The organism is Halorubrum sp. CGM5_25_10-8B, from assembly GCF_005435095.1.
GTDB classification, from domain to species: domain Archaea; phylum Halobacteriota; class Halobacteria; order Halobacteriales; family Haloferacaceae; genus Halorubrum; species Halorubrum ezzemoulense.
Genome location: NZ_SGTY01000030.1, coordinates 1 through 23,396 on the forward strand (window position 1 = coordinate 1; position 23,396 = coordinate 23,396).

Genomic DNA, 23,396 nt, shown 5'->3' on the forward strand with positions numbered 1-23,396 from the left:
CGAAGGGTAGTTTGGCCACGTGTTACTGAGCTATTCGCCACGAGTCTGAACTCGTGCGACTAGCATGGCTAAATCGGATCCCAATAGCAATGGCCTCCGGCAGGATCAACCGGAATGAGTATCCTTCGAGCCTGATTCCCGGCTCGAAGGGGGTGTTGGCGGGTGTCAACTTCGGTTGAGACGAAGGTTGACACACCATTGCATTGGTCTGTGTGGTGTCCGGCCCATCCAGCGGCTTGGATGACACCGAACGACCACGGCTCACATCAGATCGCCGCTTACGCCGGAGCGCAGGGGGCGCGATCCTCATCGGGTGAGTCGGATGAACCGACTCTGCGAAACCGGGCCGAGTTGAACGGCCCGAGTCCGCGGTGCGTTCTTCGCGTTTCAACCGAACGGGCTTATACACTTAAGCACGTCGGAACGCTTCGACCGGCCGCGTTGGCGGCCGGCCGGTGCCCCCCCGTCGGGGGCTCCTCGCATTCATTCGAATGCCCGGGTTGTATTTAACCCCGTCGAAGCGTCGGCCCCACGTCATGCGGTTTCATGGAGCAGTTTACAACGAGCTGATCCAGTAGGGAGATTTGGTATCGGCAGGATCTCGCGACACTGGGCGATACGATCGGAACGTCTGAGAGCCGAACGTATCAGAAGTGTATCATGGAATCCAGGTTGCGGCGGCGGCCTCACGCGCGCGCAGGACAGGACACTATGTGCGGTGTGGGGCAGTTGGCCATTTATACCACGGGCGTTTATAAGGGAGGGGGACACATATAAAAGCGAACGATGACGAACCCTGCAGACTCGATCGAGATTCAGAACGTTGTTGCATCGACGGGTATCGGTCAGGAGCTCGACTTGGAGGCGCTCGCAGAGGATCTCCCGGGCGCAGATTTCAATCCCGACAACTTCCCCGGCCTCGTCTACAGGACTCAAGAGCCGAAGGCGGCCGCGCTCATCTTCCGGTCGGGGAAGATCGTCTGTACGGGTGCCAAGAGCATCGACGACGTCCACGACGCGCTCGGGATCATCTTCGAGAAGCTTCGGGGCCTCCAGATCCCGGTCGAGGATGATCCGGAGATCACCGTTCAGAACATCGTGTCGAGCGCGGACTTGGGGCACAACCTCAATCTCAACGCCCTCGCGATCGGGCTCGGTCTCGAAGACGTAGAGTACGAGCCGGAGCAGTTCCCCGGGCTCGTCTACCGGATGGACGAACCCGAGGTCGTCATCCTCCTCTTCGGAAGCGGGAAGATCGTCATCACCGGCGGTAAGCGGACTGACGACGCCGAGGAAGCCGTCGAGGAGATCGTCGAGCGGATCGAAGGACTCGGCCTGCTCGGCTGACGCGGGCGAATCGATCGGTCTGTGCGGGGCCTCGTCGCGGCGACGGCACGGTGCTCGTCGTAGAGCGGTGGCGGGGGGACCGTCGGGTGGCCGAACCGACTCGATCAGCTCTCGGCATCATCCTCGGTAAGGACCTCTTTGACTACGCTCGGGTCCTCGAGGAGTTGGTGCTTCGTGTAGCTTCCTTCGGCGCTACCGCCGCTGTGTTTCGACTGTTCGATGATGTCGAGGAACGCGTGCTCCTTCAGGAGGTCGCGGACGCGCCGTAGCGAGAGGCTATCGGATCCCTCCTGCCGGCAGATGTTCTCGTAGATTTCGTACACGCGGCTCGTGCGGAATCCGTCCTGACGACCGTTCGAGAGCGACAGTAGCGCGAGCGCCTGAAGCACGTACCTCGAGTGCGGGGTGGACCCGCGAATGAGTTCGCGGAATCGGTCGGTCTCGGCTCGCTCGCGCGCCTGCGTGACGAACTCCTCACGAACAGTGGGTTCGCCGTTCGCCTGTGCGATCTCGCCCGCGTACCGGAGGATGTCGATAGCCTTCCGCGCGTCGCCGTGTTCGCGCGCCGCCAGCGCGGCGGCGCGCGGGATCGTCGAGGGTTCGAGAACGGCGTCGTGGAACGCGTCCGCCCGCGCCTGCATGATTTCCCTGAGTTGGTTCGCGTCGTACGGCGGGAAGACGAACTCGCGCTCACAGAGGCTCGATTTAACGCGCTCGTCCATCCGGTCTTTGTACTGGATCTTGTTGCTGATGCCGACGACGCCCAACTTACAGTCGGTGATCTTTCCCGCCTCGCCAGCGCGGGACAGTTGCATCAGGATGGCGTCGTCATCGAGCTTATCGATCTCGTCGAGCAGGATCAAGACGACGTCGTACCGCTGGTCGAGGATCCGCCAGAGTCGCTTGTAGTACGTGGACGTAGAGAGCCCCTTATCGGGGACGTTGATCCCGGTTTCCTCGGGGTCGTTGACGCCCTCGGCGATCGTCTGGACCGCTTGCGTCTCGGTGGTGTCCTGCGCGCAGTCGACGTAGGCGAACGTCGCCGTAACGCCCTCCTCGCTCGCGGTCGAGACGAGTCGCTTGGAGACGTACTTCGCGCACAGGGACTTCCCGGTGCCCGTCTTCCCGTAGATGAGGACGTTGCTCGGGCTCTGGCCGAAGATGGCCGGATTGACCGCCGTCGCCAGATCGGCGATCTCGTCGTCGCGGCCGACGATACGTCCCTCGCCCGGCAAGTGACTGATCTCGAGGAGTTCCTTGTTCGCGAAGATAGGGTCCTCCCTCGTGAAGAGGTCGTCCGCTGCGTCCATGAGGGAGACACCGTGTTTCCGGTGAAATGCGTTCTGTTTCGCGGCCACGTTCGGAGCGGAGCGAGGGACGGGTCGGTGGAGAGAGACACACACCGTGTTTCCGGTGAAAAGGGTGGTCGACCGTGGGGTGGCGGGCGGGGGAAGTACTCACGGAGTGAGCCGGCATGTGACGCGCTCCAACGCATGGAGTGATCGGGCTCATAGAGTAATTCGGCTGGGATGAGTGAGCGGAGAAGAGACAACCGTTGGAAAATTCGGGGATACGGGTGTGGAGAGGTCAACGGACACTGTCTGAGGAGACTGTTTCACCGGAAACGAGGTGTTCGCTGAGTGCCTCAGGCGGGCCGACCAACAGGGGGGAGACCGTGTTTCCGGTGAAACTCAGGCTTCAGATGGGGTGCGGGCTTCCAACGAAGTGCGAGCACTCAGTAGAATAGTAGTTTCCGGTGAAACGCATGTATCGCGCGGCAAGCTGTTGCTCATTTCGCTTGGCGAGCTTTACTCTGATGTAGGATATAAATCCTGTTGTTCTATATCGGTCAGATAGATAACTAAACCGCCCACAGCGAAGTCGCTCCCACCCAAGATAGCCCCATTTCACCGGAAACACGGTGTGTCTCACCGTACGAAACCACAGCGACCGACGTACCGACCTACGGTGTGAGAGAGTCGCGGACCTCATACCGAACGCCGTCTTCACGGAGTCGCGTCGTGTGGCGAGAAAGCTCGTCGGTCGAAACGAGCAACAGCACGTCCAAGCCCCGGAGGGCGGCCTGAGACACGCCCGTCGCCGAACCGAATCGGATGTCCGGCCGGAGCCCGGTCCGCGTCGCGAGCGCGTAGGCTTCGGTCCCACCGACCGCGATCAGATCCGCGTCCGCGGCGCGATCCGTGATGACCTCGGGAGACGGCGGACTCCCTTCGGTCACCGCCGGGACGGACACGACCGTCACCACGCCCGGATCGTACTCGACGACCCCCTCGAAGTCGGTGACGCCGACCGCCTCTCCGGCCTCACCGCCGGTGACGACGACCGCTGTCGCCGATCCCCCCTCCGGGACGGCGTGTAGCACGCCGTCGCGCATCTCCAGCCCGACGTCGTCACCTTCCGCAACCGCGTCGGTCGCCACGGCGGCGTCGACGTCGACGCTTCCCAGAACATCGTCGGACACGCGAGACACGAAGTCCGAGAGGGCGTCGGTTCGCGTGATTATCCAGTCGACTCCCTCTTTGGTCACCTCGTACCGACCTCGACCGCGTTTCTCCACGAACCCTCCGTCGACCAAGTCGCGGACGTAGTCGCTCACCGCCTGCGAGGTCACACCGATGACGTCCGCGATCTCCTCTTGGCTCACCGCCGGCTGCCGCGCGGCGATCTCGACGAGAACCCGGTAACGAGTCGCGTCGCGCCTGTTATCCAGCACTCGCGGCCCGGCCGGCTCGTCCGGATCCTCGCTCGTTCCCATACCACCGATGTTGTAGTCGGAAACAAGTAAAATTGGTGTCCCGGCGTCCACGGTACACCCGGCGAGCTACTCTTGGGCGTCCACGACGGCGACGCTCGCAAGGTTGACGATATCCTTCACCTCGTCGCCACGCTGGAGGACGTGGACCGGCTCGTCCATGCCGACGAGCATCGGTCCGATGGCCTCGGCGCCCCCGAGCCGCTGAAGGAGTTTGTATCCGATGTTCCCGGCCTCGAGGTTCGGGAACACGAGGACGTTGGCCGCCTCGTCGAGTTCGGAGAACTCGTAGGTACCGTTGAGGATGTCGTCGACGACCGCGGTGTCGGCCTGCATCTCCCCGTCGACCGGGAAGTCGACCACGTCGTCGGACTGAAGAATGTCGACCGCGTCGCGCGGCTTCCGCGTCCCCTCGTTGTCGACGCTCCCGAAGTTCGAGTACGATAGCATCGCGGCGCGCGGTTCGACGTTGAACCGTCGCGCGAGGTCCGCCGTGTGTCGCGTGACCTCCGCCAGCGTCTCCGCGTCGGGGTCCTGATTGACGGTCGTGTCCGCACAGAAGATCACCCGGTTCTTGAAGGTGAGCATGTACACGCCGGCGACGGTGTCCGTGTCGGCCGCCGAACCGACTATCTGGAGGGGCGGCCGGAGCGCGGACGGGTAGTGGTGCGTGAGCCCGGTGAGCATCGCGTCGACGTCGCCGGTTTCTACCATCACGCTCCCGAGGTAGTTGGTGTCCCGTTTGACCAAATCGTCAGCCTCGCGTTTGGTGATCCCCTTGCGCTTTCGGAGCTCGTACAGCCGCTCACCGTATCCGGAGACGTCCCGCTCGTCCGGGTCGACCACCTCGGGGCGGAACGAGAGCCCGAGCTCGGACGCGGTCCGGGAGATGGTGTCGGCGTCGCCGAGCAACACCGGCTCCGCGATCCCCTGCTCGGAGAGCTGGTAGGCCGCGCGGATCATCTTCTCGTCGGTGCCCTCCGCGAGCGCGATCCGCTTCGGGTCGCTTTTCGCCTTGTTCAACACGACCCGCATCATCTCGCGGGACTTCCCCAAGCGAGCTTCGAGGCGCTCGCGGTACTGGTTCAGATCGATCTCCGTCCTGGCCGATCCGGACTCCATCGCCGCCTCCGCGACGCGCGGCGCCACCTCGAACAGCACCCGCGGATCGAGCGGCTTCGGAATGACGTAGTCGGGACCGAACTGGAGCGGGTCGTCGCCGTATGCCTTCACGACCGCGTCCGGAACGTCCTTGCGCGCGAGGTCGGCTAGCGCCTCCGCGGCGGCCGCCTTCATCTCCTCGTTGATCTCGGTCGCACGCACGTCGAGCGCCCCGCGGAACAGGAAGGGGAACCCGAGGACGTTGTTCACCATGTTCGGGTAGTCGGACCGACCAGTCGCCATGATCACTGTGTCGTCCCGGGCGTCCTTGGCGTCCTCGTAGGTGATCTCCGGGTCGGGGTTCGCCATCGCGAAGATGATCGGGTCCGCGGCCATCGAGCGGACCATCTCCTGCGAGACGATACCCCCGACGGAGAGCCCGACGAACACGTCTGCGCCGTCCATGGCGTCCGCGAGATCGCCGTCTTCGACGGGGGTGGCGAACTGGCTTTTGTACTCGTTGACATCGCCGGCCGCCACCCGCTCTTCGGTGATGATCCCGGAGGAATCGCACATCATGATGTTCTCTTCGCGCGCCCCCAGCGAGACGTAGAACCGGGCCGTCGCGATGGCCGACGCGCCGGCGCCGGAGAAGACGATGTCGAGCTCCGAGAGGTCCTTATCGGAGATGTCGACCGCGTTCATCAGCGCCGCGCCGGAGATGATCGCGGTGCCGTGCTGGTCGTCGTGGAACACCGGGATCTCCATCTCCTCGCGGAGCCGCTCCTCGATCTTGAAACACTCCGGGGCTTTGATGTCCTCGAGGTTGATGCCGCCGAACGTCGGCTCCATCGCCTTCACGGCCTCGCAGAACGGGTCGACGGCGTCGATGTCGAGCTCGATGTCGAACACGTCGATGTCGGCGAACCGCTTGAACAGCACCCCCTTCCCTTCCATCACGGGCTTCGAGGCGGCCGCGCCGATGTCACCGAGCCCGAGGACGGCCGAGCCGTTCGAGACGACCGCGACGAGGTTACCCTTCGCCGTGTACTCGAAGACGGACTCCGGGTCGGCCGCGATATCGCGGCACGGCGCCGCGACCCCGGGGGAGTACGCCAGCGAGAGGTCTCGCTGGGTGTTCGTCGGCTTCGTCGTCTCTATCTCGATCTTTCCGGGCGGCTCCTGCCGGTGATACTCCCGGGCGTCGTCGTCTAGTCCCATGTCTTTCTCCATTCGTGAACGGAGTAAAAAGGTATGCGATGGTGTCGAGTGTGTGATTCGACGTTCGACGATCTTGCGGCGCCCTTCGACGGCATCGAAGTACTTCAACGAGATCTCGATGTGTGTTGGCGTTTCGATGCTCGTCGACAACTTGGATGTCCGTCGACCGCGGAGCCCCGTCGGCGCGTCCTCAGACCGGCCCACCGTCGGCTGGCTCCGAGTCGTCGCTCGCGGCGAGCGTCGGCGCCAGCGGAGCCAGCCCCGGAGCGAACCCGGCGAGCGTCGAGACTTCGTACGCCGTCAGGTACGTCCGCGCCACGATGAGGACGGGGAGCGTCAGCACCGCGACGGCGGCGACCGCACACAGCAGGACGGTCGCGAGCACGATCGCCCCCGCGGTCGTCTCGACCAACGCCGCCACTCCGCCGAGCGGGACCGCGGCGAGCACCAGCACGACGAGGCCGACCGCGGCGACCACCCCGCCGACGGAGGCGACTGCGACGGCCCGGACGATCCCGGCGCTCGCCGCGACGACGGCGTGAACCGCGAGGTAGACCGCGACATCGCTCAGCGACTCGCGGAGCGAAGCCCAAACCGTCCGCCACCCGGCGAGCACCCCGACGTCGCGGGCGACCATCGCCGGCGCGACGAGCTCCAGCGTGAGCCGGGAGCCGACGGTCCCGATCAGCGCTACGCCGCCAGCGGTGACTCCGAGCGCGACGAACGCGACCTCGGAGGCACCGGACACCCCGCCGACCTCTACGCCCGCCGCGCCCGACACAGCAGAGTCTGCGGCGACAACCGCGAACGCGGCCGCCGGTATCGCGGCGACGACCGCGCCGGCCGTCACGACGGCCGACAGCCCGAAGGCCTGCCGAAACCGTGTACGAAACGGTCGCCAGAGCGCGACTTCCGTCGTCGCGAGCGCGTCGTAGAACGCGAGCCGGAATGCGACCGAACACGTGACGAGCGCGAACGCCGCGACCAGCCCCCCGACCGCGGCCGCGACGAGCAGCGCGTCGTCGAGTCCCGCGACGCGCTCGGCTGCCGGACCGACGATGCGTCCGATCCCCACCGGTCCCGCCCCGACGCCCGTCGAGGTAGATGTCGCCCACCCCACGAGCCCGGCCGTCGAAGCGCCGAGTGACGAGGCACCGACGTGCGACGCCGCGGCGCCGCCGCCCGCCATGCCGGCCGCGAGGGCGGCGAGCTTCGCCCATCGGACCACCTCGAACGGAAAGAGTAACCGTCGCGTCGCGTCGACGGCGCGGTCGACCGCGTCGACGGCGTGCCAGCTCATACCGATCGTTCGCCGGAAGGGATGAAATATGCTGGTACCCGAGCCGACTGTAGGGAGGTGCCTGTTCCGCGGCCGCCCGTCCCGCGGCCGCCCGTTCCGCGACCGCCCGCCTCGCGAGATCGCACGGCTCGCCCGTATCCCGAGTGGCCACACGCTCGACCCGCAGTCATTTAGGGCGGACGCGACGAAGCCGAACGCATGAAGGTCCGCGGCGAACGCGAGTGCCAGTCCTGTGGCACGCGGTGGTCGTACTACGATACGGGCTCCGTCGCGTGTCCGAGCTGCGGCGACCTGCGCAGCGTCGGCGTCGACGCCCGGACGGCACACACCGACGCGCCCGTCGCGCTCGACCTCGCGGCGCACCGCGAGCGGTTCGGGAACGCGACCGGGACGCTCCCGCGCTCTGGCGTCGACGAGCTCCAGTCCGACCTCCGAGAGTACTGCCGGAAGCGCGGGTTCATCGACGGCGGGCGTCTCGTGCCGCTCGACGAGACCTACCTCGCTGCCCGAGAGCTGCTGGAGGCGGTGGACTGCTTCGAACGGCTCCGGGACCCGACCGACGCCGATCGCGAGTACCTCCTCGGGCTGCTCGCCGGCGCCGACGACGGCGAGCGCCCGGCTGCGGGGGAGGTACCGACCGCGCTCCGCGAGGCCCGAGGGATGGCCGCCGTGCGCGCGGTCGAGGCGTACCGCAGCGACGCGCTCGACTTCCTCGACGAACTCGAATCCGGCGCCAGACCGGGCGGGGCGGAACGCACCGCCGACGCCGAGGGCGACTCCCCGGCGGTTACCGTCGAAGGAGAGAGCCCCGGCTCTCGGATCGGTCCCGCTCGCGACGCGTTCGAACGCCTTCGCGACCGCGTCGCGCGCGCCGACGCCCTCGGGGGCGACGTGCCGCCCGCGGCCGCGGACGGGCTCGTGAAGGCGGCCGACGCGCTCGGGACCTACGTGCGGACCGGCGACGAGACGACGCTGACGACCGCCAACCGCCTGATCGACGACGCGAGCGTCGACGACTTCGACCCCGCGGATCGGTGAGATCACCCGGCGTTCACCCGGCCGAACTCGGCGCCGTCACTCCCCGTCCGACGCGACCACCGCGTTCGAGAGCGTCCCGACCCCCTCGTAGGTGATTTCGACCCGCTCGCCGGGTTCGACGAGCCCGGGGTTCGCCGGACTGCCGAACGCGACACAGTCGCCGGGCTCGAACGTGAACCGCTTCGAGAGGTACGAGACGACCTCTCGGGGACCGAACAGCATCAGTTCGGTGGTCGCGTCCTGTCGCACCTCGCCGCCCACGGTAGTCTCGATGTCGATATCCGTCGGGTCCACGTCGGTCTCGATCCACGGGCCCAGCGGCGCCGACCCGTCGAACGCCTTCCGCGCGGTCCGGCCCTGCTGGTCGAGCGCGTCGACGTCGTTCAGTATCGTGTAGCCGCGGACGACCTCCGGGACGTCCTCGGGGGCGAGATCCCGGCACCGTTCGTCGAGCACGGCGACAAGTTCGCCGGCGTACGTCAGCTCGTCGGTCCACTCTGGATATCGGATTTCCTCGCCGTGCGCGAGCAGGCTCGTCGGGGGCTTGATGAAGAAATCCGGCACCTCGGGCCGTTCGTAGTCCATCTGGTCGAGCGTCTCGGCGTAGTTCCGGCCGACGCAGTACAGCGCGGTGGGGTCACACGGCGGGAGCAGTCGGCCGTCGCGGCCGACCTCGTACCGGCCGTCGTCGGCGACGACTGTGCCGTCGTCGTATAGGCCGACCACGGGACCGTCCGGCGTGAGCAGTCGAGCGAGTCGCATACAGGCACCTCTGCGCTGCGGTTCGAAAAGGCGTCGGTGGCGGCACGGCCCGGATCAATCGTCGCTGTCCGCCTCGCGACTACCGTCCGCCTCACGACCGGTATCCTCCTCACGACTACCGTCCCCATCTTCGTCGAGACCGATGACAACGGCTGACCGGATTTCTAGGGCGGCGTCGAACTCCGCCCGGCGACCGCTCCCGGCCCCGAGCCGTTCGACCGCGGCCTCGTGCGCGCGGACGACGGCGTCGCGCTCGCGCTCGGAGAGCCCGACGCGCTCGGCCACCTCGTCCCAGTGGTCCGGCTCAACAAGGAACGTCTCGCGCCCCGGCTCGGCCTCGATCTGCTCGTACCTCCGGCGATACGCATCGATTCTGGGGCCGAGGTCGGCTTGGACGCGCGCGAGGAGCGTCGGCACGCGCGCAGCGGGCACACTCGCAAGCGCGGTCGTCTTCACTAGCGCTGTCCCCTCGATGGGGTACGTTCCCGAGTCCCGGTCGGTGTCCGTTCCACGACCGTCGGTACCCGCTCTGCGGTCGTCGGCCTCGCCGTCGGCGTCCGCTCCACGACCGTCGGCGTCCGCTCCACGACCGTCGACCTCGCCGTCGGCGTCCCCTTTGCGGCCGTCGGCGTCCTCTCCGTGGTCGCCAGACTCGCTGTCGTCGTCGGACATCACCCGCCGGCGCGCATGGCCTTCTGCCGGTATTTCGGGAGGAGGTCACCGAGGGCGTCCGGGTCGCCCGCGAACTCGGCGGTCACCTCCGTGATCTCGATCGCGGCCGCGGCGGTCACCTTCTCGGCGCTGAGGGCCGCCCGCCAGCCGTCGCCCTCCACGCTGGTCGCCTCCGCGGGCTCGTCGGTTCCGACGAGTTCCCCGCCCAAGTTCCTGAGGTAATGGGCGGCGAGCCGCCGAGAGATACCGCGGTACGCGACCGTCTCGCGCTCCCACCCCTCCTCGGCCGGCGGGAGGCCGGAAGCGTCCGCGTCGTCGACCACGTCCTCGGCGGTCGCCGAGCCGTCGTCGCTCATGCGCCCCCCGCGACGGGCGGGAACACGGAGAGCCGGTCCCCGTCCGCCATCGGTGTGTCGAGCCCGTCGAGGTGGAGCACCTCGCGGCCGTTCTTCAGGACGTTGATCTGCGGGGCGAGGTCCCCGTCGGCGATCAGTCGGCCCTCCATCCCCTCGTACTCCGACTCCAGTTCGCGCAGCACGTCGCCGACGGTCGCGGCGTCGGCGAACTCCGTGTTCACCGTCTTCCCGCCGGCGGCCTCGCGAAACGTCGCGAAGAACCGCAGTTCCAGTTCCATACCCGTACGTCGGGTCGCGGCGGGTTAAAAGCGGTCGGCCACGGAAGGCGACGGTCGCTTGGTCACAGGTCGGAGAGGCGAATCCCGTCCTCGACCAGCCGGAAGTTCCGCTCCCGGTCGAGGTCGTCGGCAAGCCACTCGTGGTCGTACAGCTGGCCGATGAGCTCGAGGTAGAGGTTCCGCCACGCGATCGCGTAGATCGGCGACTGCCCCCACGCGCGGAGTTCCGGGACGAACTCGTGGTAGGTGCTCGCCTGCGACTCCATGCGCTCGACCGCGTCGGCGACGACCTCGGCTGCCTCGTCGGGGTCGGCCTCGTCGAGCGCCTCGTTCAGTCGCGACTGGATCCCCGCGATGGCGCGCCGCATGTCCTGCTCGGCGGTCCCCTCCTCCTCCGGAAGCGACTCGATGACGCCCCTCGGCACGCCGAGTTCGATCTCTGGCATGGGATCCCCTCGGGGGAGCGCGCTCAAAAAACCCGCTCACCCGGCAACGACGAGCACGGCGGAACCGGGCGACCGCGGGCCACGGTCGGCGACCGACCACGCGCCGCGGTCCGGAACTAGTCGCGGCTCGACACTGCGGGTCGCCGCGCCCCCTTCCGAGAGCCACGTCCCGGTCGCGTTCCCGACCGCCTCCCGGCTGGCGTCGGGCGACAGCGACGCGGGACCGTCGCCGCGCTGCGGGCCGTAGGCCCCGAACCCGGCGTGGTTGACGCCGTCGAGTTTCACGATCCGCGCGTCCGCCGGGAGGTTCGCCCGCGACGCGCGCTCCCGTTCGGCGTCGATCACGCCGTCCGCGCCGCCGAGCACCGAGAGCACGTCAAGGCCGCTGTCGGAGACGTCGCGGTCGCAGTACGCGGCGTGGAGGACGAGCGCCTCGTAGGCCGCGGCGTTCTCGGCGGCGTGCCGGCAGGCCATGGCACCGCCGAGCGAGTGGCCGCCGACGGCCCAGACGCCGACCTCCGGGTGACGCTCGCGCACGCGATCGGCACGGTCCAGCGCGAGGACGGCGAGGTTGAGGGGAGCGTCCACCACGACGACGAGCGCGATCCGGTCGGACGCGGCGACGATCTCGGCGGCGGTGGGGACGTAGCTCTCGTGAGCCACCCGCGCGCCGGGGTAGTAAACGAGTCCGACGGTCGACGCCGTCACCGGTCCGTCGCGGACCGCGGTCCCGACCGCCGTCCGGTCGACGGTTATGTCCGGGTCCGCCTCGACCGCCGCAACCGCGTCCGCGTCCGGTCCCATACCGGCGGCGAAGTACGCGGCGGCGCCGCCGCCGCCGATCGCGACGAAGAGGACGATCGCACCGCCGGCGACCGCGAGCCGCCGGGGTCCGGGGAGTCGGTGAGCGATCCCCTCCGCTTCCCTCACGGCGTCGGCGCGGCCTTCTGGAGGGCCGTCTCGGCGATGTTCCCGCCGTAGTCGGCCGACCGGAGGACCGAGTCGACGACGAGCCCGAGCAGTTGCGCGCGGGTGGGGTCGAGGTCGCGGAGGACCTCGTCGATGGACCTGACGCGCTCGTCGATCGCTCTGACGCCGGTTCTCGCCTCGTTCGCTCGTCGGGTAGCCGCCTCGGTGTCGTCGTCGAACAGCGCGTCCATCGCGGTGTCGATCACGTCGACCGCGTCGCCGTGGAGGTCGTTCACCGCCTCCACGACGTCGTCGGGAAGCGGGTCCTCGATGTTCAGGGTCAGGTGCGCGATCTTCGTCGCGTGGTCGCCGATCCGCTCTAACTGGCGAGCGCTGGAGTGGTAGTCGAAACACTCCTCGCGGGGGAGCCCGAGCTCCTCGGCCGCCTTCGGCGTTCGCAGCGTCGCGCGGAAGATCCGCGAGACCACGAGCCACAGCCGGTCGAGGTCGTCGTCGCGGCCGATCACGTCGCGCGCGAGGTCGTGGTCGCGGTCGGCGAGCGCGGTGATCGCGTCTTCGAGCATCGACAGCGAGATCAGCCGCATCCGCGTGACCGCGTTGTGGATCGAAAGCTCGGAGGAGTCGAGGAGGTCCTGGACGACAACGCGGTCCCGCGTCTCCTCTAACACCTCCAGGCCGACGAGGCTCTGGACCGCGTCGCGGATCGTCGAGCGCTGCTCGGTGGTGATCTCGGCCGCCTCCAGTTCGATGACGTCGAAGCCGCTGACGTACATCGTCGTCACCGCCCGCTGGAGTGCCTGCCCAGACAGGTCCGCGATGTCGAGCGTCCCCCGCATCCGCTCGTCCTCCGACCGCGGGGTGAGAAACAGGGAGTCGCCGTCGGGGTGGAACTCGATCTCCGTCCCGGCCTCGACGTCGTTCTCAGTCGCCCACGTCTTCGGAATCGAGACGGTGTACGTCGAGCCGCCGGTGACTTGGACCTTCCGCGTTTCCATACCCGACCCTCCGGAGCGGAACACCTTAATTTTGATCAAAATATATACTGCCGAACAACGAGCGAGACGTCTGTCGTCAAATAGTCCGCAAAACGGCAGTGGAGAATGCCTAGGGCCGATAAATAGAGAAGTAATTTTACTATATATACCTACTCTTCAGTATGGATACGACCGGCGTGTTTTCTCGGTGTCGTCTCAGACCACGCGGTTACGGAGTTCGTCGCCGGCGTTCAACCGCGCGACGTTGTCGGCGAGGATATCCGCGACGCGTTCGTAGTACTCGGGGGTGTGGCCGGCGTTGTGCGGCGTGATCGTCGCGTTCGACAGCCCCCACAGCGGGTGGTCCTCCGGCAGCGGCTCCGGGTCGGTGACGTCCAGCGCCGCGCCGCGGATACGGTTGTTCCGGAGCTCCGTTACCAAGGCGTCCGTGTCGACGATTGGCCCCCGAGCGATGTTGACGAGGACGGCGTCGGCCCGCATCGTCCTGAGCGCGTCGGCGTCGACCAGCCCCCGCGTCGTCTCCGTGAGTGGACAGGCCAAGACGACGTACTCCGCCCCGGTGACGGCCTCGTGAAACTCGTCGAATCCGTACACCTCGTCGGTCGGCCCGCCCTTCTCCGGAGAGTAGCGGACGCCGACGGTGTCGACGTCGAACGCCTCTAAGCGGTCGACGACGGCCCGGCCGATGGCGCCGAGCCCGACCACGGAGACGGTCGAGTCGTACAACTCCGTGGTCTCGTAGGTGCGCCACTCCCGGCGGGTCTGCTGCCGGTACGCCCGGTGGAACTGTCGCGCGTGCGCGATCATCGACCCGACGACGTGTTCGGCGATGTTCGGCCCGTGGACGCCCGAAGCGTTCGTCACGGCGATTCCGTGGTCCGCGAGCAGGTCGCGCGGCAGGTGGCCCGTCCCCGCGAACACGCAGGCGAACAGCTCCAGCTCCTCCGCGGCGGCGAGCAGCTCCTCGTCGACGTTGAGCCCGACGGCGACCCGCGCCGTCCGGATCAGCTCCAGTTCCTCCGCGGGCGTTCGCGCTCGCGCGACCGTCGCGTCGGGGAGCCGCTCGCGGATCGCCGACGCCAGTTCGTCGGGGCCCAGCCCGTGGATCGTCTGTCGAAGCACCAAGACGTCTGGATCGCTCATGGGGGCTGTCTCGCCGGGACCGATAAAAATGGTGTCAGTCGCTCGGTGACCGGCGGAGCGCCGAACCCCGTCGGGGCGGGCTACGACAGCGCCGCGTCGAACGCCGCCCGGAGGTCCGCCTTCATGTCGTCGACGTGTTCGATCCCCACCGACACCCGGATGAGGCCGTCGGTGAGCCCGGCCGCGATCCGCTCCTCACGTGGGATGGCAGCGTGGGTCATCGCGGCGGGCTGCTCGATCAGGCTCTCGACGCCGCCGAGCGACTCCGCGAGGGTGAACACCTCCGTCTCGCTTACGACCGTCGACGCCTCTTCGAGGGTGCCGTCCAGCTCGAACGACAGCATGCCGCCGAAGTCGTCCATCTGCGCGGCCGCCAGCTCGTGGTCGGGGTGCGACTCCAACCCGGGGTAGTAGACGCGCTCGACCGCGTCGTGTCTCTCCAGCCACTCCGCGAGCGCCATCGCGTTCTCGCAGTGTCGGTCCATCCGGACGGGGAGCGTCTTCGTCCCGCGGAGGACGAGGAACGCGTCGAACGGGCCGGGCGTCGCGCCGACGGAGTTCTGGTAGAAGCCGAGCCGCTCGTCCAGTTCCTCGTCGTCGACGATCAGGGCGCCGCCGATGGTGTCCGAGTGCCCGCCGAGGTACTTCGTCAGCGACTGGGAGACGATGTCGGCGCCGTGTTCGAGCGGGCGCTGGAGGTACGGCGTCGCGAACGTGTTGTCGACCGCGCAGAGCGCGTCGCCCTCGTGGGCGATGGCGGCGAGCGCGCCGATGTCGTTGACGTTCATCAGGGGGTTCGTCGGCGTCTCGACCCAAACCAGCTCGGTCTCCTCGCGCATCGCCGCCCGGACCGCGTCGTGATCGGTCGTGTCGACGAACGTGGTGTCGATGTCGTACTCGTCGTACACCTGCGTGAGGATGCGGTGGGTCCCCCCGTACACGTCGTCGCCGGCGACGACGTGGTCGCCAGCCGAAAGCAGGTTGAGGACGGTGTTGATCGCCCCCATGCCGGAGGAGAAACAGCGCGCGTGGCTGCCCGACTCCAGCGAGGCGAGGTTCGCCTCCAGGTCGCTCCGCGTCGGGTTCCCGGTCCGGCTGTACTCGTAGCCGCGGTGGTCGCCCGGCCTGTCCTGCTCGTAGGTGGAGTTCGCGTGGATCGGGGTCATCAACGCCCCCGTCTCCGGGTCGGGCTCCTGTCCGGCGTGGATCGCGAGGGTCTCGAACCGGTGCTCATCGGGGGCGCCGGCGTCAGGGTCGCTACCGGCGTCGTCACCGTCGCCGCCGTTCTCGGGTGTATCGCTCATGGATACGCGTCGTCGCCGAGGAAAGTGATTCTTCCCATTCGGGCGGCCGGGAGGTAGCGACGCGCCGCTCAGAGAAGGAGACGCGCCGCTCGCGGTGATGATGGATGCTCGGTCAGGGATTTGAACCCTGGTCGTCGGCTGACTTCCGAACCGGCGCCGAGGCGCCGCGTCCGCCGAAAGGCCAACATGATTGGCCGGACTACACCAACCGAGCGTGAACGATGCTTACGTCGGGGACAATTTAACTCTTCTCAACTCCCCGCAGCGTGCGACGGTGACGCACGCAGTCGGTGCGGAGGCGAAACCGTTACTCGTCGACGTCGACGCGCTCAATCTCGACGGCCTCGCGGGGGTCGTCGTTGCGCCCGGTCGGCACGCCGCCGATCTCCTCGACGACGTCCATCCCGTCGATGACATGCCCGAAGACGGCGTGCTTGCCGTCGAGGTGCGGGGTCGCGTCGAGCGTGATGAAGAACTGCGAGCCGTTCGTGTTCGGGCCGGAGTTCGCCATCGACAGGATCCCGGGTCCGTCGTGGGTGAGGTCGTCGTGGAACTCGTCGTCGAACTCGTAGCCGGGACCGCCGCGGCCGTTCTCCATCGGGTCGCCGCCTTGGATCATGAAGTCGTCGATGACGCGGTGGAAGACGATGCCCTCGTACAGCGAGTCGCCGCGGACCTCGCCGCTCTTGGGGTCCTCCCACGTGTTCGTCTCGGGCGCGGGCTCCGCGTCGGCCGCGGGGTCGTGACGCGCCAGCCCGAGGAAGTTCTCGACCGTCTTCGGCGCGCGATCGGCGAAGAGCTCGACGACGATATCGCCGTGGTTGGTCTGAAGCGTCACCTGCGGGTTGTCGGGATCGGAAACCTCTCGTGCCATGTCCACAAGGAAGGGCGCCCGTCGGAAAACCCTGCCCATCCGCGCGGGTCGTCCCCGGCCGCGAACACCGCAGTTATAAGCGAACGCCGCGGACGCGTCGATATGAGTTCGACCGCGGTCCTGACCGTCGCCGCGCTCGTCGTCGGGGTGACGGTCGGCGCGCTGTTCGCATTCCTCCGCGTTCCGATCCCCGCGCCCCCGGAGCTGCCGGGCGTGATGGCGATCGTCGGCATCTATCTCGGTTTCAAGCTCGTCGGCTACGCCGGCGTCGGGTTCGACCTGCTGGACGCGCTCGGGCTGTGACGCCCCCGCCCCGGACCACCGACGGCCGGTATCGTTTTCCGGCGGGCGCGAGCAGTACCGCGCATGTACGACCAGATCCTCCTCCCCGTCGCACCCGGCGGCGAGGCGAACGACGCGATCCCGCACGCGGCCAGCCTCGCCGAGCGATACGGCGCGACCGTCCACGTCGTCTCGGCCGCCGACACCGCGGTCGACACGCTCGCCGGGCCGCGGACGGGCGCGTTCTCCGACCGCCTCGTCGACGCGGCCGAGGAGCGGGTGGAAGCTGTGACCGCGGAGCTGGAGGAAGCCGGCGTCGAGACGGTCGGCGACGTCGTCCGCGGCGAGCCGCTGGACGTCATCGAGAACGCGATCGAGGACGGCGCCGACCTCGTCGTCATGCCGAGCCACACTCGACAGGGGATCCGACGGCTGCTCCTCGGGAGCGTCACCGAGAAGGTCGTCCGCGTCGCGTCGGTACCGGTGGTGACCGTTCCGATGACCGAGCCGACGGACGAAGGGGATCGGGAGCCGGCGGATCAGGCGGATCGAGAGCCGGCCGACGACGGCGACGCGACGGGCGGACGCGGAGCGTCGGACGGGCAGTGACGGCCGCGCCGAGCGAACGCCCATGACGGACGCGTCGAACGGTCTCGAGACCGTCACGCGCGCCTTCCGGGTCGCGTACGACGGGCGAGAGTACGCCGGCTTCCAGCGACAGCCGCACGCCGAGACGGTGGCGGACGCGCTCCTCGAAGCGCTCGCGGACCACGGCGTCGTCCAGCGCGGCGACGGGGCGACCCACGCCACGCCCCCCGGCTACGCCGCGGCCGGGCGGACCGACGCCGGCGTCTCGGCGGTGGCCCAGACCGTCGCCTTCGAGGCGCCGACGTGGCTCACCCCCCGCGCGTTCAACGGGCACTTACCGGGATCCGTCCGCGTGTGGGCCGCCGCCGACGTCGGAGAGGAGTTCCACGCGACGCACGACGCGGTCCGCCGGACCTACCGGTACCACCTCTACGCCCCCGCGGTCGACGGGGGCGGTTCGACCGACGCCGCGCGATCGGATCCCGAACACGCGGTCGACGACGACCGACTCCGGGACGCGCTCGCGCGGTTCGACGGCGAACACGACTTCCACAACCTGACGACAGACGAGACTGGCACGGTCCGCGACCTCGACGCGCGGGCGACCCGCGCGGGCGACGCGCTCGTCGTCGAACTCTCGACGGACGGGTTCCCGCGGGCGCTCGTCAGGCGGGTCGTCGCCGCGGTCCGGGCCGTGGGTCGCGGAACGGCCGACCCCGCATGGATCGAACGGCTGCTCGCCGCCGACCCGATCCCCGGCGAGCGGGGGGTCGGCCCCGCGCCGCCCGAACCGCTCGTGCTGTGGGACGTGCGCTACCCCGACGTGACGTTCGAGGTCGACCGCGAGGCCGCCCGGAGCGCGCGGGTCGCGTTCGGCGAGCGACACCGCGACGCGCGTCACGCCGCCGCCGCCACCGGCGCGGTCCGCGACAGGCTGTTCTCGGCCGCCGAAGAAGAGTGAGCTCGGCGGCCGTGGAGGGACGATCCGGACCGCCGAGGCCGCGGCCGTCAGGCCGCCGATCCGCCCGCCGGCGTCTCCATGCCGTCGACGCGGACCAGCAGGGTGTTGCCGTCGACGTTCGTCGCGTCGACCACGCCAGAGAGCCGCAGCCCGGTGGCGGGCGTCGGCCCGACGGTCACGTGGTCTCCCGCGTCGAACGGGCCGACGGGACCGCGGATCACGAGTTCGGCGCGACACAGTTCCGGATTGGCGACGCTCGACAGGTCTATCTCAGCGACGGTGACGTCCTCGACGGGGATGCCCTCGCGCTCCACCGGGGTCGTCGCGGCGTCGTCTAGCCGCTCGATGTCGAGGGCGTCGTACGCCCCGTCGGTCGGGATGTATCCGCCGTCCGGCCCGGCGACGCCCTCGACGAGTCCGAGGGTCCGGAGGCTACCCATCCGGTTCCGGACCGTCCCCGGGTTGCGGTCGATCGCGTCAGCGATCTCTCGCCCCTGTACTGGGTCGTCCCCTCCTTCCGCGAGGTTCACGAGCGCAGTGAGCACCCGGCTTTGGCTTGAACTCAACTCGATTTCTGACATACACAATTCGATGCGCAACTTCCTGATAAATGTTGGTATATAACGTCATTATATGCTTACGAGACCCACTAAACCGTGTTATTTCTGGAAAGTACTGCTATTACTACCTCAGATATGCGGTAACGGAAAAACAACCTCTCGCTAGATACTATTCTCGAATATTTTTAATTCTCGTCCCAGTTGAAGTTCTTTATTTTTGTAATTATGGTCGATTGTGCGCCGTTCAGAGTAACTTTGTACTAATTCCTTATACTATCTACACCGCAAGTATTTACCGCCGAAGCCGGAAGCGGCGGGCAACTGATGACGAATCAACGCGACGTTTGTCACCGCTCGCAGGGACACCCCGTCACTCCGCGACGGCTCACCGGCGGTGTAAATCGGCAGAGAACGCGGACGAGGGACCGAGCGGAGGGCGTCGATGGCTGACCGCGAGTCGGCGTTCGAGTCCGACGGGGCCGTCTCGGCCGGTCGGTCGACGGAGGCGGGTGCCCGACAAGTGACTCGGTCCGATCCGAGCTCCGAGTCGCTGCCTCGCGCGCTGCTCCCGGACCGGGACCCCGCGGTCGAACGCGACCGCGTCCGGTCGTTCCTCGCCGAGCGGGTCGACGCCGCGGCCGCCGACGGCGTCGTGGTGAACATGAGCGGCGGGCTCGACTCGACGGTGACCGCCGCGCTCGCCGTGGAGGCGCTCGGTCCCGAGCGCGTGTACGGGCTGATACTCCCGTGTAACAAGGTCGGCGCGCCCCACGCACGGGACGCCGAGGCGCTCGCGGCGGCGCTGGGTATCGAACACGACACGGTTCACCTCCAGCCGCTGTTCGCGCAGTTCGGCGCGGTCGTCCCCGATCGCTTCGACCTCCACGACGAACCGGTCCGATCGGGGAACGCGGTCGCTCGGCTCCGGATGACCGTCGCCTACCTCGCCGCCAACGCGACGAACCGCCTCGTCTGCGGCACCGCCAACCGGAGCGAACTGCTCTTGGGCTACCTGACGAAACACGGTGACGGCGCGGCCGACGTGTTCCCGCTGGGACACCTGTACAAGTCTGGCGTCCGTGCCCTCGCGGCCGAACTCGACGTGCCGGAGTTCGTCGTCGAGAAGCCACCGACGGCCGGGTTCCTCCCGGGCCAGCGGGACGCCGACGACCTCGGGGCGCCCTACGAGGTCGTGGACCCCGTCCTCCACCTCGGCGTCGACCGCGGACTGGACTCCGAGTCGGTCGCCGAGCGAATCGCGGCGACCGTCGCCGAGGTCGACCGAACTGCGGACGACGACGGTGGCGAGGGCTCCGCTGCCGCCGTACTCGCCGGGATCGACCGCGACCTCGTCGCGGACCTGCTCGCCCGCCACCGCGCGACGGCGCACAAGCGACTCCCGCCGCCGACGCCGGACGGGGACATGGAGTGACCGAGCGGTCGGGACCGGCCTACGCCGCCCCGTTCAGTCCCAGTCGCTCGGCCAGAGGTCGGCCGCGCGCATCCCCGTCTCGAAGTCGGCCTCGCGGAAGGCGGTCACGAGTTCGTCGCGGTCGAGGCGGGGGAGGTCGCGCTCGGGCGCCGCGAACTCGGCGACGAGCAGGGCGGTCAGCATCGCGTGTTCGCGGACGTTCCGGTCGTCGACCTTGTCGCGGGTGTCCGCGTGGGTGTGGCCCCACCCGCGCCCGCGGTCGCCGGAGTCGCTGTGGAGCTGGAGCGCCGGTACGCCGCGGCGCACGAACGGCCACTGGTCGGAGAACGGGTGCGGCTGCGCGTCGACCTCGATCGGCTGGCGCGTCGCGGCCGACACCGCTTCGGCCACCGACGCGGCCGCCGTGGAGGCGTGTGCGAGCGCGATCAGGTCGCGGAACCGTCCCGCGCCGTCGACGTTGACCACGCCCTTCACGGAGTCCGGATCCACGCGCTCGGCGAGGTGTTCCGCGCCGAGCAGGCCGACCTCCTCGGCGCCGACCGCGACGACATCGACGCCGAGCGGGAGGTCGGCGCCCGCGATGATCTCGGCCGCGGTCGCGACCGTCGCGATGCCGCAGCCGTTGTCGAGCGCCCCCTCCGCGATGTCGTGGGCGTCGTAGTGAGAGAGCAGGAGGACGCGCTCGTCGGTGTCCGGACCGGCGCGACCGATCACGTTGCGGCTCTCGCCCGGCGTCGTCGACGCCTCGACCGACAGCTCGGCCTGCGCGACGGCGCCGGAGCCGCTCGGTCCGGCCCCCCCGCCACCGACCGCGTACTCGCGGAGCCACGCGCCGGTCTCCTTCGAAACGCCGACCGCGACCGCCTCGGCCTCCTCGCCGAACGTGAGCGACCCGGTCGGCGGCAGCTGCCCGTCGAGGTGGTTGACGAACACGAAGCCGACCGCGCCCGCGTCGACCGCGTAGCCGAACTTCTCCATGCGATGGACGAACCGCCCGCCCTCCGGGGTGGTCGTCGAAGCGACCGCGATCCGGCCCGCCACGTCGCGCTCGTCGATCTCCGCCGGGGTGCCGTACCCAACGTCGACGAGTTCGCCCGAGACGCTGCCCCCCGGCGAGTACGGGAGCGCGAGGGCTTCGAACGACCGCGTGGTCGGCTCGCCGTCCCGACCGGAGACGGTCACGTCGAGCGACGCCGACCCGCGCTCCCACGCCGGGAGGTCGAACGGCTCCGTGCGAACGTCCGCGAGCCCCGCGCGCTCGAAGGCGTCGGCGACGAGGTCGGCGCCCCGGGCCTCGCCCTCGCTGCCGGCCATCCGGCTCCCGATCGCCGTGAGGTCGGTGAGGAACCGCCACGGCTCGTCGTCGGTCCACGTCGATCCGAACGCGGGGGCGAGTTCCGCGGCGCGGTCGCGCACACGGTCGACCGCGTCGGTTCGCCTCTCGGTTGCTGCGTCCTCGGCCATGGGCGTGCCTCCGTCGGTGACGGCTTAAGACTGTGGCTCGCGGCACTGGGCGGCGGCGAAGTGAGCCCCGCCCGGTGAAACGCTACGTTCAAGTGGGACGGTCGGGTATCTCGATTTGAGCACCGTTGGTCCAGTGGTAGGACATTAGCTTCCCAAGCTAATAGCCCGGGTTCAATTCCCGGACGGTGCATCCGGACGCTTACGCGGCTGTCTTCCGCATTTCCCGCGGCGCTACAGCGTGAAATGGGTCACTGAAGCAGTACGGTAACACCGATACTCTCCTGTTTGGCCCCGTACCGAACGATCACTTCCTCTCCGGGCACTGATCCCGGGTTATACCGCATTTATACATACGTTCGTTTAAAAATAACCGACCGCGGATCTGCGGTGAACACCTCCAAAGTCCCAACCGGGAGGACGACGCACGCTCGCTTCGCTCGTTCCTGCGGCGCTTGCGTCGCCTGCGTCGTCCTCCCGGCTGCCCCTTTGAGATCCCCCGCACCGCACCCCTCGCCGACCTCGTCAGTCGCCCTCCGCGTTGCTCCGGGCGAGTGACTCCCTCGCACGCGCTCCTCGCGGCCGCCGGTGCGGCCACTCGGAGGCGCGCGCTACCGCGGTACTCCGGACATGTATAAGCAATCGCCGCGGCGACGCGTGTCGGTTTAGATACCTCGTCGCCCGGGCCGCTCAGAAGATGTTCGCCTGGTCGTACACTGAGATGCCGGTGTCGGTGATGTCGTACGGCTTCGTCTCGCGGGAGTGGTTCGCGTCGCGGATCTTCTGGATCTCGACTGCGAGCCGCGTCTCGCGGAAGTCCGACGCGCGGACGTACTGGAGGACGAAGACGGCGTCCGTCAGGTACTCCACGATCCCGTGTCTGGACGCGTACTGCGTCTCCTCGCTCGCCTCCGATGTGAGCAGGGTCGTCACGCCCGCCTCCTTGAGCGAGCGCGTGAAGCCGAACACTTCCGAGCGGCGCTTCGCGGGGTGGTCGTACATCATCTCCAGCAGCGAGACGGAGTCGAGCACCAGCCGGTCCGCGTCGAACTCGGCGATGAGCCGGACGAGGTCGTTCCGGATCGACGACAGCGAGTTGGCCATCTCGATCGGGTCGATGGCGACGACCGCGAGGCGGTCCTCGGCCGCGTGTTCGCGGAACGACCACCCCTTCTCGGCCGCCGTGTCGAGGATCGACTCCCGGGTCTGTTCGAGCGTGATGTAGATCCCCTTCTCCCCCGATTCGAGCGCGTGGTTGAGGAACTGGAGCGCGAACGTCGTCTTCCCGGTTCCGGCGCCGCCGATGACCGACAGCAGCGACCGGCTGGGGACGCCCCCGAGGATCATGTCGTCGAGCCCCTCGATCCCGATGTCGGTCCGCTCGATCTCCGACTCGAACTCCTCCGGGTCGACGTCGAAGTCGGTCGTTCCGCCGCCGCCCGCCTCGCCGCCGAGGTCCCCGAACCCGAAGTCGTCGTCGCCATCGACCCGATCGAGATGGCCAACTCGCTGTCGTCGATCCGGAACGACCTCGTCCGGCTCATCGCCGAGTTCGACGCGGACCGGCTGGTG

Annotated in this window: 23 protein-coding genes, 2 tRNA genes and 1 rRNA gene; 7 read left to right on the forward strand and 19 right to left on the reverse strand. The window is 68.3% G+C overall.

The annotated features are described in order from the left end of the window. Positions 1–116, reverse strand: a 16S ribosomal RNA gene (locus tag EXE51_RS16735); the annotation flags it as partial. A gap of 670 nt (positions 117–786) precedes the next feature. Between EXE51_RS16735 and EXE51_RS16740 the strand changes: the two genes are divergently transcribed. Beyond that, positions 787–1,347 carry a TATA-box-binding protein gene (locus EXE51_RS16740; RefSeq protein WP_049932645.1) on the forward strand — a complete coding sequence of 187 codons (561 nt, stop codon included), beginning with the start codon at positions 787–789 and terminating at the stop codon, positions 1,345–1,347. A gap of 104 nt (positions 1,348–1,451) precedes the next feature. Here EXE51_RS16740 and EXE51_RS16745 read toward each other — a convergent pair whose 3' ends face one another. From EXE51_RS16745 to EXE51_RS16760, 4 genes are all read right to left on the reverse strand, one after another. Beyond that, positions 1,452–2,657: a Cdc6/Cdc18 family protein gene (locus EXE51_RS16745; RefSeq protein WP_094580380.1), complete on the reverse strand. Its 1,206-nt coding sequence runs from the start codon at positions 2,655–2,657 to the stop codon at positions 1,452–1,454. 653 nt (positions 2,658–3,310) lie between these two features. Beyond that, on the reverse strand, positions 3,311–4,123 hold the full coding sequence (locus tag EXE51_RS16750) for a MarR family transcriptional regulator (protein ID WP_049932640.1): 813 nt from the start codon (positions 4,121–4,123) through the stop codon (positions 3,311–3,313). Between the two features lie 66 nt (positions 4,124–4,189). After that, positions 4,190–6,442: an NADP-dependent malic enzyme gene (locus EXE51_RS16755; RefSeq protein WP_094495135.1), complete on the reverse strand. Its 2,253-nt coding sequence runs from the start codon at positions 6,440–6,442 to the stop codon at positions 4,190–4,192. A gap of 190 nt (positions 6,443–6,632) precedes the next feature. Continuing rightward, a complete protein-coding gene (locus tag EXE51_RS16760) occupies positions 6,633–7,742 on the reverse strand; it encodes a hypothetical protein (protein ID WP_137693127.1) in 1,110 nt (369 codons plus the stop codon). Positions 7,743–7,940: 198 nt separating this feature from the next. Here EXE51_RS16760 and EXE51_RS16765 point away from each other — a divergent pair, with 198 nt between their 5' ends. Continuing rightward, complete coding sequence (locus EXE51_RS16765) at positions 7,941–8,780, forward strand: hypothetical protein (RefSeq protein ID WP_137693128.1); 840 nt, start codon at positions 7,941–7,943, stop codon at positions 8,778–8,780. A gap of 36 nt (positions 8,781–8,816) precedes the next feature. Here the strand turns inward: EXE51_RS16765 and EXE51_RS16770 are convergent, their stop codons facing one another. From EXE51_RS16770 to EXE51_RS16820, 11 genes are all read right to left on the reverse strand, one after another. Further along, a complete protein-coding gene (locus EXE51_RS16770) occupies positions 8,817–9,542 on the reverse strand; it encodes a fumarylacetoacetate hydrolase family protein (protein ID WP_137693129.1) in 726 nt (241 codons plus the stop codon). A gap of 54 nt (positions 9,543–9,596) precedes the next feature. Continuing rightward, positions 9,597–10,016, reverse strand: a complete 420-nt coding sequence (locus EXE51_RS16775) for a hypothetical protein (RefSeq protein WP_137693133.1) — start codon at positions 10,014–10,016, stop codon at positions 9,597–9,599. 197 nt (positions 10,017–10,213) lie between these two features. Beyond that, a complete protein-coding gene (locus EXE51_RS16780; protein ID WP_137691580.1) occupies positions 10,214–10,570 on the reverse strand; it encodes a hypothetical protein in 357 nt (118 codons plus the stop codon). After that, positions 10,567–10,848 (reverse strand): ubiquitin-like small modifier protein 1, encoded by a 282-nt coding sequence (locus EXE51_RS16785; protein ID WP_137693130.1) that lies wholly within the window; start codon positions 10,846–10,848, stop codon positions 10,567–10,569. Before EXE51_RS16785 ends, EXE51_RS16780 begins: the two co-directional genes overlap by 4 nt. Positions 10,849–10,910: 62 nt before the next feature. Beyond that, a complete protein-coding gene (locus EXE51_RS16790) occupies positions 10,911–11,294 on the reverse strand; it encodes a hypothetical protein (protein ID WP_094495131.1) in 384 nt (127 codons plus the stop codon). Positions 11,295–11,330: 36 nt separating this feature from the next. Beyond that, entirely contained in the window at positions 11,331–12,224 is an 894-nt protein-coding gene (locus EXE51_RS16795; protein WP_137693131.1) for an alpha/beta hydrolase, read from the reverse strand. Next, positions 12,221–13,219, reverse strand: coding sequence for a phosphate uptake regulator PhoU (locus EXE51_RS16800; RefSeq protein WP_049932625.1), 999 nt, complete (start codon positions 13,217–13,219; stop codon positions 12,221–12,223). Before EXE51_RS16800 ends, EXE51_RS16795 begins: the two co-directional genes overlap by 4 nt. A 195-nt stretch (positions 13,220–13,414) precedes the next feature. After that, complete coding sequence (locus EXE51_RS16805; protein WP_049932624.1) at positions 13,415–14,362, reverse strand: D-2-hydroxyacid dehydrogenase; 948 nt, start codon at positions 14,360–14,362, stop codon at positions 13,415–13,417. An 80-nt stretch (positions 14,363–14,442) separates the two neighbouring features. After that, positions 14,443–15,666: a cystathionine gamma-synthase gene (locus EXE51_RS16810; protein WP_094583673.1), complete on the reverse strand. Its 1,224-nt coding sequence runs from the start codon at positions 15,664–15,666 to the stop codon at positions 14,443–14,445. Between the two features lie 105 nt (positions 15,667–15,771). After that, a tRNA-Glu gene (locus EXE51_RS16815) sits at positions 15,772–15,880 on the reverse strand. Between the two features lie 93 nt (positions 15,881–15,973). Further along, positions 15,974–16,540, reverse strand: a complete 567-nt coding sequence (locus tag EXE51_RS16820) for a peptidylprolyl isomerase (protein WP_049932621.1) — start codon at positions 16,538–16,540, stop codon at positions 15,974–15,976. Positions 16,541–16,642: 102 nt separating this feature from the next. Here EXE51_RS16820 and EXE51_RS16825 point away from each other — a divergent pair, with 102 nt between their 5' ends. From EXE51_RS16825 to truA, 3 genes are all read left to right on the forward strand, one after another. After that, the gene (locus tag EXE51_RS16825) at positions 16,643–16,843 is read left to right on the forward strand and encodes a XapX domain-containing protein (protein WP_086216656.1); all 201 of its coding nucleotides are present in this window, start codon (positions 16,643–16,645) and stop codon (positions 16,841–16,843) included. A gap of 63 nt (positions 16,844–16,906) precedes the next feature. Beyond that, on the forward strand, positions 16,907–17,431 hold the full coding sequence (locus EXE51_RS16830) for a universal stress protein (protein ID WP_049932617.1): 525 nt from the start codon (positions 16,907–16,909) through the stop codon (positions 17,429–17,431). A gap of 22 nt (positions 17,432–17,453) precedes the next feature. Beyond that, the gene (gene truA, locus EXE51_RS16835) at positions 17,454–18,371 is read left to right on the forward strand and encodes a tRNA pseudouridine(38-40) synthase TruA (RefSeq protein ID WP_089308799.1); all 918 of its coding nucleotides are present in this window, start codon (positions 17,454–17,456) and stop codon (positions 18,369–18,371) included. A 47-nt stretch (positions 18,372–18,418) separates the two neighbouring features. Here truA and EXE51_RS16840 read toward each other — a convergent pair whose 3' ends face one another. After that, positions 18,419–18,952: an Rrf2 family transcriptional regulator gene (locus EXE51_RS16840; RefSeq protein WP_049932615.1), complete on the reverse strand. Its 534-nt coding sequence runs from the start codon at positions 18,950–18,952 to the stop codon at positions 18,419–18,421. A gap of 421 nt (positions 18,953–19,373) precedes the next feature. On the opposite strand from EXE51_RS16840, the gene nadE reads away from it, so the two are divergent. Then, the gene (gene nadE, locus EXE51_RS16845; protein ID WP_094495128.1) at positions 19,374–20,363 is read left to right on the forward strand and encodes an NAD(+) synthase; all 990 of its coding nucleotides are present in this window, start codon (positions 19,374–19,376) and stop codon (positions 20,361–20,363) included. A 33-nt stretch (positions 20,364–20,396) separates the two neighbouring features. On the opposite strand, the gene EXE51_RS16850 is transcribed toward nadE, so the two are convergent. Then, the gene (locus EXE51_RS16850) at positions 20,397–21,827 is read right to left on the reverse strand and encodes a M28 family metallopeptidase (RefSeq protein WP_137693132.1); all 1,431 of its coding nucleotides are present in this window, start codon (positions 21,825–21,827) and stop codon (positions 20,397–20,399) included. Between the two features lie 119 nt (positions 21,828–21,946). On the opposite strand from EXE51_RS16850, the gene EXE51_RS16855 reads away from it, so the two are divergent. After that, positions 21,947–22,017, forward strand: a tRNA-Gly gene (locus EXE51_RS16855). A gap of 497 nt (positions 22,018–22,514) precedes the next feature. Here EXE51_RS16855 and EXE51_RS16860 read toward each other — a convergent pair. Beyond that, a partial coding sequence (locus tag EXE51_RS16860; RefSeq protein ID WP_241990659.1) for a KaiC domain-containing protein occupies positions 22,515–23,396 on the reverse strand: 882 nt, incomplete at its 5' end.